This is a genomic window from Streptococcus oralis, from assembly GCF_026782345.1.
Classification (GTDB): domain Bacteria; phylum Bacillota; class Bacilli; order Lactobacillales; family Streptococcaceae; genus Streptococcus; species Streptococcus oralis_CK.
On sequence record NZ_JAKUWI010000001.1, the window covers coordinates 193,245 to 207,620 of the forward strand.

At 41.6% G+C, this 14,376-nt stretch carries 14 protein-coding genes; all 14 read left to right on the forward strand.

Annotated features, from left to right (window positions below):
* Positions 1-61 precede the first annotated feature (61 nt).
* The 14 genes from MK405_RS01025 (at position 62) to nadE (ending at position 14,352) form a co-directional block, all read left to right on the forward strand.
* Positions 62-3,157: a pilus expression-regulating Snf2 family helicase gene (locus MK405_RS01025; protein ID WP_268704057.1), complete on the forward strand. Its 3,096-nt coding sequence runs from the start codon at positions 62-64 to the stop codon at positions 3,155-3,157.
* A 47-nt stretch (positions 3,158-3,204) separates the two neighbouring features.
* Positions 3,205-3,816: a divisome accessory protein ZapJ gene (locus tag MK405_RS01030; RefSeq protein WP_084939012.1), complete on the forward strand. Its 612-nt coding sequence runs from the start codon at positions 3,205-3,207 to the stop codon at positions 3,814-3,816.
* 11 nt (positions 3,817-3,827) lie between these two features.
* Positions 3,828-5,162: a UDP-N-acetylmuramate--L-alanine ligase gene (murC, locus tag MK405_RS01035; RefSeq protein ID WP_000048097.1), complete on the forward strand. Its 1,335-nt coding sequence runs from the start codon at positions 3,828-3,830 to the stop codon at positions 5,160-5,162.
* A gap of 9 nt (positions 5,163-5,171) precedes the next feature.
* Positions 5,172-5,639 carry a GNAT family N-acetyltransferase gene (locus MK405_RS01040; protein ID WP_084939013.1) on the forward strand — a complete coding sequence of 156 codons (468 nt, stop codon included), beginning with the start codon at positions 5,172-5,174 and terminating at the stop codon, positions 5,637-5,639.
* Positions 5,636-6,124, forward strand: a complete 489-nt coding sequence (locus MK405_RS01045; RefSeq protein ID WP_109290135.1) for a GNAT family N-acetyltransferase — start codon at positions 5,636-5,638, stop codon at positions 6,122-6,124. Before MK405_RS01040 ends, MK405_RS01045 begins: the two co-directional genes overlap by 4 nt.
* A 90-nt stretch (positions 6,125-6,214) precedes the next feature.
* Positions 6,215-7,966, forward strand: a complete 1,752-nt coding sequence (mltG, locus tag MK405_RS01050; RefSeq protein WP_268704058.1) for an endolytic transglycosylase MltG — start codon at positions 6,215-6,217, stop codon at positions 7,964-7,966.
* Positions 7,967-8,027: 61 nt separating this feature from the next.
* Positions 8,028-8,510: a transcription elongation factor GreA gene (gene greA / locus MK405_RS01055; protein WP_000818770.1), complete on the forward strand. Its 483-nt coding sequence runs from the start codon at positions 8,028-8,030 to the stop codon at positions 8,508-8,510.
* A 76-nt stretch (positions 8,511-8,586) separates the two neighbouring features.
* A complete protein-coding gene (locus MK405_RS01060; protein WP_268704059.1) occupies positions 8,587-9,951 on the forward strand; it encodes an amino acid permease in 1,365 nt (454 codons plus the stop codon).
* A 100-nt stretch (positions 9,952-10,051) separates the two neighbouring features.
* Complete coding sequence (locus MK405_RS01065) at positions 10,052-10,462, forward strand: GNAT family N-acetyltransferase (RefSeq protein ID WP_268704060.1); 411 nt, start codon at positions 10,052-10,054, stop codon at positions 10,460-10,462.
* A 59-nt stretch (positions 10,463-10,521) separates the two neighbouring features.
* The gene (locus tag MK405_RS01070) at positions 10,522-11,118 is read left to right on the forward strand and encodes an HAD family hydrolase (RefSeq protein ID WP_268698734.1); all 597 of its coding nucleotides are present in this window, start codon (positions 10,522-10,524) and stop codon (positions 11,116-11,118) included.
* 148 nt (positions 11,119-11,266) lie between these two features.
* Positions 11,267-11,476, forward strand: a complete 210-nt coding sequence (locus MK405_RS01075; protein ID WP_049478916.1) for a helix-turn-helix transcriptional regulator — start codon at positions 11,267-11,269, stop codon at positions 11,474-11,476.
* Positions 11,466-11,954: a DUF6773 family protein gene (locus MK405_RS01080; RefSeq protein WP_057489441.1), complete on the forward strand. Its 489-nt coding sequence runs from the start codon at positions 11,466-11,468 to the stop codon at positions 11,952-11,954. The genes MK405_RS01075 and MK405_RS01080 overlap by 11 nt, the downstream gene beginning before the upstream one ends.
* A 116-nt stretch (positions 11,955-12,070) precedes the next feature.
* Positions 12,071-13,531, forward strand: a complete 1,461-nt coding sequence (locus MK405_RS01085) for a nicotinate phosphoribosyltransferase (RefSeq protein ID WP_268704061.1) — start codon at positions 12,071-12,073, stop codon at positions 13,529-13,531.
* On the forward strand, positions 13,528-14,352 hold the full coding sequence (nadE, locus tag MK405_RS01090; RefSeq protein ID WP_268704062.1) for an ammonia-dependent NAD(+) synthetase: 825 nt from the start codon (positions 13,528-13,530) through the stop codon (positions 14,350-14,352). Before MK405_RS01085 ends, nadE begins: the two co-directional genes overlap by 4 nt.
* Positions 14,353-14,376: the final 24 nt, after the last annotated feature.

Below are 14,376 nucleotides of genomic sequence, written 5' to 3' on the forward strand. Positions count from 1 at the left end.
AGAAGGCTATTTTCGTAGGGGAAAATGTGGTATAATGAAAAGATAAGATAAAGGGGTAACTATGGCTAAATTGATTCCAGGAAAGTTGCGCATGGAGGGGGTTACACTCTATGAGACAGGCAACATTGAGATTATCAAGGAAAAAGGGAATCGCCTCTATACTCGTGTGGCGGGAGAAGACTTGCGCTACAGTTTAGAGGATGATCTGGTTTTTTGTGCTTGCGATTTTTTCCAAAAAAGAGGTTACTGTGTTCACCTAGCGGCGCTCGAGCATTATCTGAAGAACGACGAAGAAGGCCAGGTAATTTTACAAGCCTTAGAAAAAGGACATGAAGAGCAAGAAGAGGTCGAAACCAAGGTTAGTTTTGGCGGTAGTTTTTTGGAGCGTATCCAACCTCAGAAGAGAGAAAAAATCTACACTTTGTCGGCTCAAGGTCAGGTAGAGGCTGGAACCAATCGCCTCCTTTGGACACTCCGAATCGGTTTAGTTGATAGTCAAAAATATTATGTCATCCGTGATATTCCTCTCTTTTTGAAGGTTTTGGTCCATCGAAAGCCATACATGATTGGGAAATACTATGAAAATGACTTGTCTTGGGAGTCTTTTGATACAGCTAGTCAAGATGTTCTTACTTTTTTATGTGGCTTGATTGAGGAGGGACTGAGTCAAGAGCTCTTTTTCCCTAATCAAGGTCGTCACCTCTTTTTCCCTCTGACCTTTTTTGAGCAGGGAGTGGAGTTGCTGATGAACTTGGAAGATTTTCATTTTGAGCACCAGATTACTAGTTATGAAAATCTTCTCTTTCATGATTTAGATCCCGATGCAGAACTGTTCTTTTTTTCAGTGCAGGAGTATCCCGATTATTTTGAAATGGAGATTTCTGAAAGTGAGCGAGTCAACATATTCTATGGGGGAGCGGTTCTATTTCGTAAGGGGAATCTTTATCTCTTAAATCCTAAACAAATCAGCCTACTAAAGGAAATCAAGGAGCTTCCTCAGGAGGAAAGAGGGAGAAAATGCCTCCAGTTTGACAACAGTGATCGTGACCGCCTAGCCGCCTGTCTGCCCTTGTTTGGACAGCTAGGAACAGTTTCTGCTCCTGAGCGCTTACAAATACGATCCTTTTCACCAATCTTTTACTTTGATAGGGAGGATGACGGCCGCATCCGCTTGGATATCCAGTTTGACTATGGAGAGGTTAAGGTGACTAGTCGTCAACAGCTGGAACAATTACCATTTTCAAGCGATGCTGTCTTGGAAAATCAGCTATTTCAAGTCTGTTTAGGGGCTGGTTTTGAGGCTGATTTTCAGTCTTGGAGACAGGCTTTGAAGCTAGAGGCAGTTTATTCTTTCTTTCACCATACGATTCCAGCTTTTCAGAAGTTGGGTCAGGTTTTCTTGTCTGATGAGATGAATCAGCTCTACAGCGTCCAAGCTCCTCAGGTTCAGATTGAGTCCAAGGGAGGACTGTTGGAAATTCAATTTGATTTCCAAGGGATTGCCCAAGAAGAGATTGATCAAGCTCTTAAAGCCCTGACCAGCAATCAGGATTTCTATATCAGTTCTTCTGACCAAGTGTACTTTTTTGATGAGGAGACCAAGCAGATTCGTCAAAATTTGCAGGAACTGGGGGTTGAGCTAAAAGATGGTTCTTTTCAGGCTCGGAAATCCCTAGCTTACAGTTTGTCTCAGTTGTTTGAAGGTCGAGACAGGATCTCCTTCTCGGAAGAATTTCGGCATTTAGCTCATGATTTGACCCATCCAGAGGATTTTCCTTTGGGAGATATACGGGTTCAGGCGAGTTTGAGAGACTATCAGGAAAAGGGAGTCCGTTGGCTCCAGATGCTTCATCACTATGGCTTTGGTGGCATTCTGGCAGATGATATGGGATTGGGGAAAACACTGCAAACCATCGCTTTTTTGACTAGTCAGGTGACAGAAGATAGTCGGGTCTTGATTTTAGCACCGTCAGGTTTAATCTACAACTGGGCAGATGAATTTAGAAAATTTGCCCCACAGTTGGATTTGGCTGTCGTTCATGGTTTGAAAGCGAATCGAGAAGCGATTCTTTCTGAAAATCACCAAATCTATGTGACTAGCTATGCAACCTTTCGTCAAGACAGCGAGCTTTATCAAGAGATGGCTTTTGATTTTCTCTTCTTAGATGAAGCCCAGGTCATGAAAAATGCCCAAACCAAGATTGCTCAGAGTTTGCGCCAGTTTGTGGTGCCGGCAGTCTTTGCTTTGTCAGGTACGCCTATCGAAAACCATTTAGGAGAGTTGTGGTCTATCTTTCAAATTGTGCTTCCGGGGCTCTTGCCAAGTAAAAAGGAGTTTATGAAATTACCGGCTGACCGAGTCGCGCAGTTTATCAAGCCCTTCGTCATGAGGCGTAAGAAAGAAGAAGTCCTAACAGAACTGCCTGATCTGATCGAAGTCGTCTATAAAAATGAACTGGAAGACCAGCAGAAGGCCATCTATCTGGCCCAGTTGCAACAGATGCGAGACCGTCTAGCCCAAGTGACAGACCAAGAATTCCAGAGAAGTCGGGTAGAAATCTTATCTGGTCTCATGCGATTGCGTCAGATCTGCGATACGCCAGCCCTCTTCATGGACGATTACCATGGAGCCAGTGGTAAATTGGATAGCCTTCGAGATTTATTGCTACAAGTGGCTGATGGTGGGCATCGGGTCTTGATTTTCTCTCAATTTAAAGGAATGTTGGAAAAAATCGAGCAAGAACTCCCAGACTTGGGCTTGACTTCCTTCAAAATTACGGGCTCAACTCCTGCTCAAGATCGGCAAGAAATGACCAAAATATTTAATCAAGGGGAAAGGGATATCTTTCTCATCTCTCTTAAGGCGGGTGGTGTCGGTCTCAATCTGACAGGAGCTGACACCGTCATCCTAGTGGACCTCTGGTGGAATCCTGCTGTCGAGGCTCAGGCTATCGGACGAGCTCACCGAATGGGACAGGAGCGGAAGGTAGAGGTTTACCGTTTGATTACTAGAGGAACCATTGAAGAAAAGATTCAAGAACTCCAAGAACAGAAGAAACACCTGGTTTCCCAAGTTTTGGATGGAACGGAATCGCGTGCGAGTCTTAGTCTGGCAGAAATTCGAGAAATTTTAGGGATTTCTGAAGCCAGCACTTGAAAAATCAAGACAATACGCTATAATGAAGTGTTGAAAGGAAATACAAAATGAAACAAGATCGATTTCCACTGGTGTCAGATGATGAGATCATGCTGACTAAAATGCCAGTCATGGACTTGTATGATGAGTCAGACTTTATTAGCAATATCAAGGGTGATTACCGCGATAAAAACTATTTGGAATGGTCTCCTATCAATGAGGAACAGGCTGTAACTCCTTCGGTAGCTAGCAAGGAGCCAAAACCAGGCTCAGAACCTAAAAAAGTTAAAAAAACCTATGCTGAATTGGCTCGAGAAGAGGCGCGCGCGGATCTGAAGAAGAAACGTTCGGCCAAGTATTTGACTCAGGATGTTAGTCATACCAGACGACACAATGGTTCAACACTTGTTCGTCAAGGAAACCAACCAACAGCACCATTTCAAAAGGAAAATCCAGGTGAGCTTGCCAAGTTTAGCAAAAACTTGAGCCAGTCCCACTATATTCTAGCCGAGGAGGCTGACCAGGTAGTAACTCCAACTTCGAAATCTCAAACGGAAAAGGCTAAAAAGAACAACTATGATTTTCTAAAGAAGAGTCAAATCTATAATAAAAAGAATAAGCAAACAGAACAGGAACGTCAGGTTGCCCAAGAGTTGAATCTGACAAGAATTACTGAGTAAGGGAGAAAAGCATGTCAAAAACATATCATTTTATTGGAATCAAGGGATCAGGGATGAGTGCCTTAGCCTTGATGTTGCATCAAATGGGACACAAGGTTCAAGGTTCAGACGTTGAAAAATACTACTTTACTCAACGTGGACTAGAGCAGGCAGGGATTACGATTCTTCCTTTTGATGAAAAGAACCTGCAAGGGGATCTTGAAATTATTGCTGGAAATGCCTTTCGCCCAGATAACAATGTTGAAATCGCCTATGCTGACAAAAATGGTATCAGCTACAAACGTTACCATGAATTCCTAGGTAGCTTTATGCGTGACTTTGTCAGCATGGGGGTTGCAGGAGCGCATGGAAAGACATCAACGACTGGGATGCTGTCTCACGTTTTGTCTCACATCACAGACACTAGCTTCTTGATTGGGGATGGAACGGGTCGAGGTTCTGAAAATGCTAAGTATTTTGTTTTTGAATCTGACGAATATGAGCGTCATTTCATGCCTTACCACCCAGAATACTCTATCATCACCAATATTGACTTTGACCATCCAGACTACTTTACAAGTCTAGAGGATGTTTTCAACGCCTTTAATGACTATGCCAAACAAATTACTAAAGGTTTGTTTGTCTACGGTGAGGATGCTGAGTTGCGTAAGATTACAGCCAATGCTCCAATCTATTACTATGGCTTTGATGCTGAGGGAAATGACTTTGTAGCTAGCGACCTTCTACGTTCTACAACTGGTTCGACCTTCACAGTTCATTTCCGCGGACAAGAGTTGGGTCAATTCCACATTCCAACCTTTGGTCGTCACAATATTATGAATGCGACAGCCGTTATTGGTTTACTTTATACAGCAGGGTTTGACTTGAACTTGGTACGTGAACACTTGAAAACATTTGCTGGTGTCAAGCGTCGTTTCACTGAAAAGGTTGTCAATGGCACCATTATTATTGATGATTTCGCCCACCATCCAACGGAAATCATTGCGACCTTAGATGCGGCTCGTCAGAAATACCCAAGCAAGGAAATTGTTGCAATCTTCCAACCACACACTTTTACTAGAACCATTGCCCTATTGGACGATTTTGCTAAAGCTTTGAGCCAGGCAGATGCTGTTTACTTGGCGAAAATCTATGGATCAGCCCGTGAGGTGGACCATGGTGACGTCAAGGTAGAAGACCTAGCAGATAAAATTAAGAAGAAAAGCCAAGTCATCACAGTTGAAAATGTATCACCACTCCTTGAGCATGATAATGCAGTCTATGTCTTTATGGGAGCAGGAGATATCCAAACCTATGAGTACTCATTTGAACGTCTTTTGTCTAATTTGACAAGCAACGTCCAATAAGAAAAAAGAATGGAAATTCCAATCACCATAGGACGGGTTACTTTATCGGATTTAGAAGAAATTGTAGCAATTGAAGAATCTTGTTTATCCTCAGAAGAAATAGTGAGCTACGAGTTTTTAGAAGAGAGTATCCGTAAGATTGCGGATACCTTTCTTGTAGCTAGAGATGAAAACCAGCTCGTAGGCTATGTTTTAGGAGAGTCTCAGTCTCTTCATCCCACATGGATAGAAATAAGATCATTTGCTATTCATCCTGACCATCGCGGGCAAGGCTTGGGGACCCTTCTTCTTGCTAGCTTGAAACAAGTGGCGGTAGAAGGAGGGTATGAGTATCTTCGCTTGACTTGTCCTGATGACTTGCTCTCTTATTTTGAGATGAATGACTTTGTTGAGGAAGAAGTGCCAGAAGCTTCATGCGCAAGATTTTCGGGATGGAATCTGATTTGGGCCAATCCTTTTTATCAGGAGGAAGTATGAAAATCAGACAAGCAAGATTTTCGGATTTAGATCAAATTTTAGAGATAGAGCTGGAGAATTTCTCCCTTGAAGAAGCGATTCCTCGTTCGGTCTTTGAGGCGCACTTACGTGAAATTCAGACCAGTTTTCTCGTAGCTGAAAAGGAGGGACGTATCCTTGGGTATATCGAAGGCCCAGTCGTCCCATATCGTCATCTACAAGATCAGTCCTTTACAGAAGATATAAAAGACTATAGCCATCGACCTGGAGGCTATATCTCTGTGACCTGTCTCTCCATAGCTAAGGAGGCACAAGCCTTGGGCGTGGGGAAAAGACTGTTAGGGGCTCTGAAAGAAGTTGCTTTAGAACATGAACGAGAAGGTATCAATTTGACCTGTCATGACTATCTCATCCCTTATTATGAAAAAAATGGCTTTGTTAATGAGGGAATATCCCAGTCAAGCTTTGCGGGTGAAAGTTGGTATGATATGGTTTGGCAACCTTAAAAAATGAGAATCATAGCTATAGAAAGGGATGTTTTGTTGCTTTTCTGTAACTTTTAAGATATAATATTATGGATTGTCAACAAGGAGGTAATGCTTTTGACTGAAAAATCAAGAGAAGAAGAAAAATTAAGCTTTAAAGAGCAGATTCTACGTGATTTAGAGAGAGTAAAAGAACAAGATAGAAAAGAGAAAGAAGTAGACATTCCAAATCTGACAGCTTCATCATCTCAAGCTAGTTCAGTAACTCCTGCAAATCCTGAATCTGATGCTTCAACAGAAGAGTTGATGGCTGATTCCCTATCTGTTGTCGATAAAATTCTAAAGAATGCGCCAAGTGTTCCTCCACTTTCGAGTGCTGAAGCTGATAAAACGGATGAAAAAGAAGAGAAAGAGATTAGACAGCCTGTCATTGACAAGATAGAAGTTGTAGAATCTGAAGAACCTCTAGTAGAACCGATTCATCCAGCTGAAGAATCAGTAGTGGAGTCCGTTCAACCTAAGGTGGAACCAGTTGAACTTGAACCTGAAGAAAAAGAATTTAACGATACTCCGACCAAGATAGATGTGACTTATAAGACAGAAGAGGCCAATACATCAATTCCTTCTTCTGAGAATAAAGCTGAAGCGCTAGCTTCAACTGGACCCTCAGACAGATTAACGGAGGAATCACGTCGTGACCGTCGTCGTAAAGGTAAAAAACCAACTAAGAAAAAGAAAAAATCAAAAGCCAAAGGTTTCCTAGTAACCTTTTTAGTTCTTTTGGTGCTTGTGGCTGCTGGTGGATACTTTGGGTACGGTTACGTTCAAGACTCTTTGAAACCTATTGATGCGAGCTCTAAGGAGTATATGACAGTTCAAATTCCAGAAGGATCAAATGTGCAACAAATTGGGAGCACTTTGGAAAAATCTGGTTTGGTCAAACATGGACTTATCTTTAGTATTTATGCTAAGTATAAGGGTTCAGACTTGAAGTCAGGTTATTACAATTTGAAGAAGAGCATGAGTACGGATGACTTAATTCAAGAATTGCAAAAAGGTGGAACTCCTGAACCTCAAGAACCAGTGCTTGCAAACTTAACGATTCCGGAAGGTTATACCTTAGAGCAAATTGCTCAGACAGTAGGTCAACTCCAAGGTGATTTTAAAGAACCTCTTACAGCGGATGCTTTCCTGGCAAAAGCTCAAGATGAAACCTTCATCTCCCAACTAGTAGCCAAGTATCCAAACCTTCTTGGAAGTCTTCCAACAAAAGACAGTGGCGTTCGTTATCGCCTTGAAGGTTACCTTTTCCCAGCAACCTACACTATCAAAGACAGCACTACGGTTGAAAGCTTGATTGATGATATGTTAGCAGCTATGGACAAGGCCATGTCACCGTACTACACTACGATAAAAGAAAAGAATCTGACAGTTAATGAATTGCTCAGTATTGCTTCTCTTGTCGAAAAAGAAGGTGCTAAGACCGAAGATCGTAAATTGATTGCGGGAGTCTTCTATAACCGCTTGAATCTTGGTATGCCACTTCAAAGCAACATTGCTATCTTGTATGCTGAAGGAAAACTTGGCCAAAAGATTAGCTTGGCTGATGATACTGCAATTGATACTACGATTGATTCACCTTATAATGTTTATACACATCTTGGCCTCATGCCCGGCCCAGTTGATAGTCCAAGCCTCGATGCTATTGAAGCAAGTGTAAATCAGACAAAGAGTGAGTACTTGTACTTTGTAGCCAATGTTGAAGACGGTAAAGTGTACTTTGCAACGACAAAAGAAGAGCATGACCAAAACGTTGCAGAACATATCAATAGTAAATTAACACAATCAAGTAGTTCAAACTAAAATTATGTGGTTTTCCACATAATTTTGTTTTAAAAAAGTAATAGAAAAGAAAGTTGAAAAAATGGCAGAAAAAACTTACCCAATGACCCTTGAAGAAAAGAAAAAGTTAGAAAAAGAATTAGAAGAATTGAAACTCGTTCGTCGTCCTGAAGTCGTAGAGCGTATCAAAATTGCTCGTTCGTACGGGGATCTTTCAGAAAATAGTGAGTACGAAGCAGCTAAGGATGAACAAGCTTTTGTTGAAGGACAAATTTCAAGTCTGGAAACAAAAATTCGCTATGCTGAAATTGTTAATAGCGATGCAGTTGCCCAAGATGAGGTAGCTATCGGTAAGACCGTAACCATCCAAGAAATCGGTGAAGAGGAAGAGGAAGTCTACATCATCGTCGGTTCTGCAGGTGCGGATGCTTTCGCTGGGAAGGTATCAAATGAAAGTCCGATTGGACAAGCTTTGATCGGCAAAAAAACAGGCGATATTGTTACGATTGAGACACCTGTTGGTAGTTACGATGTCAAAATTTTAAAGGTTGAAAAAACAGCCTAAATAGAATGAAAATGGAGTAGTGGAGGTCTTGACTTGCTCAACTCCTTTTTGATTTTTTGAATAAATAGGAGACTATATGAGTTCAAATAAGAAAAAAAATAAAATGGAACGTGGTTTAACCAATCGCCATGTTCAGGTGATGGCCATTGCGGGGACAATCGGAACAGGACTTTTCCTAGGTGCTGGTCGTTCTATCAGCCTTACTGGACCTTCTATCATCCTGATTTACATGATTACAGGAGCCTTTATGTTTTTGATGATGAGGGCTGTTGGGGAGATGCTATATCAGGATCCAGAACAACATACTTTTATCAACTTTATCACCCGTCATTTGGGGAAAGGATGGGGGTATTTCTCGGTTTGGTCTTATTGGTTGTCTGTTGTCTTTATCGGTATGGCAGAAATCACCGCGATTTCGCATTATGTTCAGTTTTGGTTTCCTTCTTGGCCTAGTTGGTTAATTCAGATTGTTTTTTTAACGATTTTGGCTTTGGTCAATCTGATTGCGGTTAAGCTCTTTGGAGAAGTCGAGTTTTGGTTTGCTATGGTTAAGATTGTGGCTATTTTAGCTATGATTGCAACAGGGGCCTTTATGGTCTTGACAGGATTTGAAACACCATATGGTGCTGCAAGTCTGGCAAATATCAGCAATCAATTCTCTCTTTTCCCAAATGGAGTCATGAACTTTGTCATGGCCTTTCAAATGGTATTTTTTGCCTATCTGATGATTGAATTTATCGGAGTGACAACCTCTGAAACGAAGAATCCTCGTCAGGTTTTGCCAAAAGCAGTTAAAGAAATTCCTCTCCGAATTGTCTTCTTCTATGGCGGTGCTCTATTAGCCATTATGTCTATTATTCCCTGGAGAGAACTTGCATCTTCAGATTCACCATTTGTAACGGTTTTTGAGCTGGCAGGTATTAAGTGGGCGGCAGCTCTGATTAACTTCGTTGTTTTGACGTCGGCAGCATCTGCTCTTAATTCAACCCTCTATTCAACAGGGCGACACCTCTACCAGATTGCTCATGATTCACCCAATCGCTTCCTAAAAGCGATCAAGGCAGATACTCTCTCTCGCCATAATGTTCCACAAAATGCTATTATTGCTTCAGCAATCTTGATTGCTCTGGCTGCCTTTATCAATGTTTTGCCAGGTGTTTCCGATGCCTTTGCTTTGATTACGGCGTCTTCATCAGGTGTTTACATCGCGATTTATATCTTGATCATGGTGGCTCATCTCAAATACCGCAAGTCACAAGACTTCATGGCGGATGGCTACCTCATGCCCCATTACCGTTTTCTAAATCCTTTAACCATGCTCTTCTTTATCTTTGTCTTTGTAACCCTCTTTTTACAAGAATCTACTTTTATGGGAGCAATTGGTTCAGCTATCTGGATTATCGGTTTCGGAATTTATAGCCAGTGGAAATTTAGAAAATAACTCATGAACTCATCAACTCTGCTTGATGAGTTTTTTTCTAGTTTGACAGTCTATTGAAATAAGATTATAATCAAGCTGTAACAGTTCTAAGGAGGTTTGGATGCACGTTAGATTGGAAAATAAAGCGTCCCAGAAAGCGCAAGAAATAGGAAAACTGATTCGTTCTTATAATCGTTCCCAAAGAGAAGAGGCTGAAAGCGAGCCCCTGAACCTTTATGTTGAAGATGAAAAGGGCAATCTCTTGGCAGGCTTAGTAGCAGAGACTTTCGGAAATTGGCTGGAAATCGAATATTTGTTTGTGAAAGAGGAATTACGAGGACAAGGAATCGGTTCAAAACTATTGCAGCAAGCAGAAAGTGAAGCTAAGAATCGAAACTGCCGTTTTGCTTTTGTGAATACTTACCAGTTTCAAGCACCAGACTTTTATAAAAGGCATGGCTACAAGGAAGTCTTTACCTTGCAAAACTATCCCTATACAGGAAAAAGATTTTATTACCAAAAGGATTTGTAAGCTGAATATGAAAGTATAAAGCAAAGAGGAAATCTTCACATCACTATGGAGGTGGGCTAATGGATATCATACTAGATATGGGTAACGTCTTGTTAGAATGGAACAAGGATAAGATTTTACAAGGTGTTTCGGATACGAAGGAAGAATATTTGATTTTAGATAAAGCCATTTTTCAGTCGGGGCTTTGGGAAAGATTAGATCTTGGGACCATGACGAGAGAAGAGTTGGTGCTTAAAGTTGTGTCGATGATTGGAAGTACCTATCAAAAGAAGGTTGAAGAAGTTATCTGGAATTGGCCTAGCTACATTGATATTTATAGGGAAGTCTTTCCTGTCTTGTCAGAACTAAAGAAAAAGGGGCATCACATCTTTGTCTTGTCCAATACCTCAAAAGTATTTTATGATTTGCTAGAAGACCAACTATCTCCCTTAAAAGAACTTTTAGATGGCTTTGTCCTATCCTGTGATATAAAAGCTATAAAGCCGGATTTGGCAATGTTTAAGGAGATTCTTGACAAATACCAGCTAGATCCCACAAATTGTGTCTTTCTAGACGATATTGAGGACAATACAAACGCAGCTCAGAAATTGGGCATCAAGGCTCATCAGGTCAAGAAAAGAAGTGATGTCGTTGATATTTTGAAATCCTATATTTAAACACAACACTCTCTATTTTTTGTGGTAGAGAGTTTTCTTGTTAACAAAATCTTACAAAATGACATTTATATATTGCATTAAGTTAGATATATGGTATAATGTTCTTTAAAAGAAGCGCAACTTTTTGAAAATGTGAAGGAGGACGCTAGTGGCTAAAAATTTAAAATTAAAACTAGCTCGGGTGGAGCGTGAATTAACACAAGGGGATTTGGCAGAGGCTGTGGGTGTTACTAGGCAGACTATAGGCTTAATTGAAGCTGGGAAATACAATCCTAGTCTCTCCCTCTGTCAGTCCATTTGCAGATGTTTAGGCAAAACTTTAGATCAATTATTTTGGGAGGAAGAAGATGAAAAATAGATTTTTTTATTATCAATTATTAGACGAAAGAGAAGAACAACTGTTTAACAAAGCTGGGACAGAGACTTTTTATATGTTTATCGGGCTCATTCTGCTAAGTTATTTGGTGGCTGTATTAGCACCTGCTCTTTTTAATCCTGATATTCTTCTGGTTACTCTTCTTTTAGGAATTTTCTTCTTTTTCAATCGTGCACGACAACTTGGAGTGACCTACTATAGTCGTTTTCATTTTACGATTGTAGGGTGTTTGCTGGTGACTCTCGCTATTACGACTCTCTTGATGCTGCAGAATTATCAATTCAATATCGAAATTTATCAGCACAATCCTCTGAACGTTAAATACTTGTCTGCTTGGGTCATTACTTATCTGATTTACCTTCCTTGGGTTTTTATCGGCAATCTCGGGCTTAAAAGTTATGGCGGATGGGCTCAAAAAAAGTTTGAGCAAGATATGGATGAACTGGAGAGTGGAGAATAGCTTGTTAGCTTTTTATCAATCTCGGTAAAATGTGTTATAATAGTACTAATTTATCGGACGGTGTGAAAGTGGTAGAATACGTTCATACCTTTGTAAAGTAGGAAGAAGGAAAACAGATGTATCCAGATGATAGTTTGACATTGCACACGGACTTGTACCAGATCAATATGATGCAAGTTTACTTTGACCAAGGGATTCACAATAAGAAGGCGGTTTTTGAAGTTTATTTCCGCCAGCAACCGTTTAACAACGGTTATGCAGTTTTTGCTGGTTTGGAAAGAATTGTACATTATCTTAAAGACTTACGCTTTTCAGATAGCGATATTGCCTACTTGGAGTCGCTTGGCTATCATGGGGCGTTCTTAGATTACCTCCGCAATCTCAAGTTGGAGTTGACGGTTCGTTCTGCTCAGGAAGGGGACTTGGTTTTTGCTAATGAACCGATTGTACAGGTGGAAGGTCCTCTAGCCCAATGTCAATTGGTCGAAACGGCTCTCTTGAACATCGTTAACTTTCAAACCTTGATAGCGACCAAGGCAGCACGTATTCGTTCAGTCATTGAAGATGAACCCTTGATGGAGTTCGGGACACGTCGTGCGCAAGAAATGGATGCAGCTATCTGGGGAACACGCGCAGCGGTGATTGGTGGCGCCAATGGAACCAGCAACGTACGTGCAGGGAAGCTCTTTGGTATTCCAGTCTTGGGTACTCATGCTCATGCCTTGGTACAGGTTTATGGAAACGACTATGAAGCCTTCAAGGCCTATGCGGCGACCCATCGTGATTGTGTCTTTCTAGTAGATACTTATGACACGTTGCGAATCGGTGTGCCAGCTGCTATTCAGGTGGCGCGTGAACTGGGTGACCAGATTAACTTTATGGGTGTGCGGATTGACTCTGGGGATATTGCCTACATTTCCAAGAAAGTCCGTCAGCAATTGGACGAGGCTGGATTTACAGAGGCTAAGATTTATGCTTCTAATGACCTAGATGAAAATACCATCCTCAACCTCAAGATGCAAAAGGCCAAGATTGATGTCTGGGGCGTGGGAACCAAGCTGATTACAGCCTATGACCAGCCAGCTCTTGGGGCAGTTTATAAGATTGTTGCGATTGAAGATGAGAATGGTCAGATGCGCAATACCATCAAACTGTCTAATAATGCGGAAAAAGTGTCTACGCCAGGTAAGAAGCAGGTATGGCGCATTACCAGCCGTGAAAAAGGCAAGTCAGAAGGTGACTACATCACTTATGATGGTGTGGATGTGAGCGGCATGACAGAAATCAAGATGTTCCATCCAACTTATACTTACATCAAAAAGACCGTTCGTAATTTTGATGCAGTTCCTCTCTTGGTGGATATTTTCAAAGAAGGAACATTAGTTTACAACCTGCCTAGTTTGACTGACATTCAGGATTATGCCCGTAAGGAATTTGACAAGCTTTGGGATGAGTATAAACGGGTACTCAATCCGCAACACTATCCAGTGGACTTGGCGCGTGATATTTGGCAAGATAAGATGGACTTGATTGATAAGATGCGCAAGGAAGCCCTTGGTGAAGGAGAAGAAGAATGAGTTTGCAAGAGACCATTATCCAAGAACTAGGTGTGAAACCAGTGATTGACGCTCAGGAAGAAATCCGTCGCTCTGTCAATTTTTTAAAGAAATACTTAAAAAAACATCCCTTCCTTAAAAGCCTTGTGTTGGGAATTTCTGGAGGTCAAGACTCAACTTTAGCAGGGCGCTTGGCGCAATTAGCGATGGAAGAAATGCGAGCTGAGACAGGAGATGACAGCTACCGATTTATCGCTGTCCGCCTGCCATACGGAGTGCAAGCAGATGAAGCAGATGCTCAAAAAGCTCTTGCTTTCATCCAGCCAGATATCAGCTTGGTTGTGAATATCAAGGAATCAGCTGATGCCATGACAGCTGCAGTCGAAGCGACAGGAAGCACTGTTTCAGACTTTAACAAGGGAAATATCAAGGCTCGTAGTCGTATGATTGCCCAATATGCCCTTGCGGGTGCCCATAGCGGAGCGGTCATTGGAACAGACCATGCTGCGGAAAATATCACAGGCTTTTTTACCAAGTTTGGTGATGGTGGTGCAGACATTCTCCCTCTTTATCGCCTCAATAAACGTCAAGGAAAGCAACTCTTGAAGGTGCTTGGTGCAGACCCAGCCCTCTATGAAAAAATCCCAACAGCAGACCTGGAAGAAGAAAAACCAGGTATTGCAGACGAAGTAGCCTTGGGAGTCACATACAATGAAATTGATGACTACCTTGAAGGCAAAACAATCAGTCCAGAAGCCCAAGCGACTATCGAAAACTGGTGGCATAAAGGCCAACACAAACGCCACCTACCAATCACCGTATTTGATGACTTTTGGGAGTAAAAAGGTCCGGGGGACCTTTTTAGC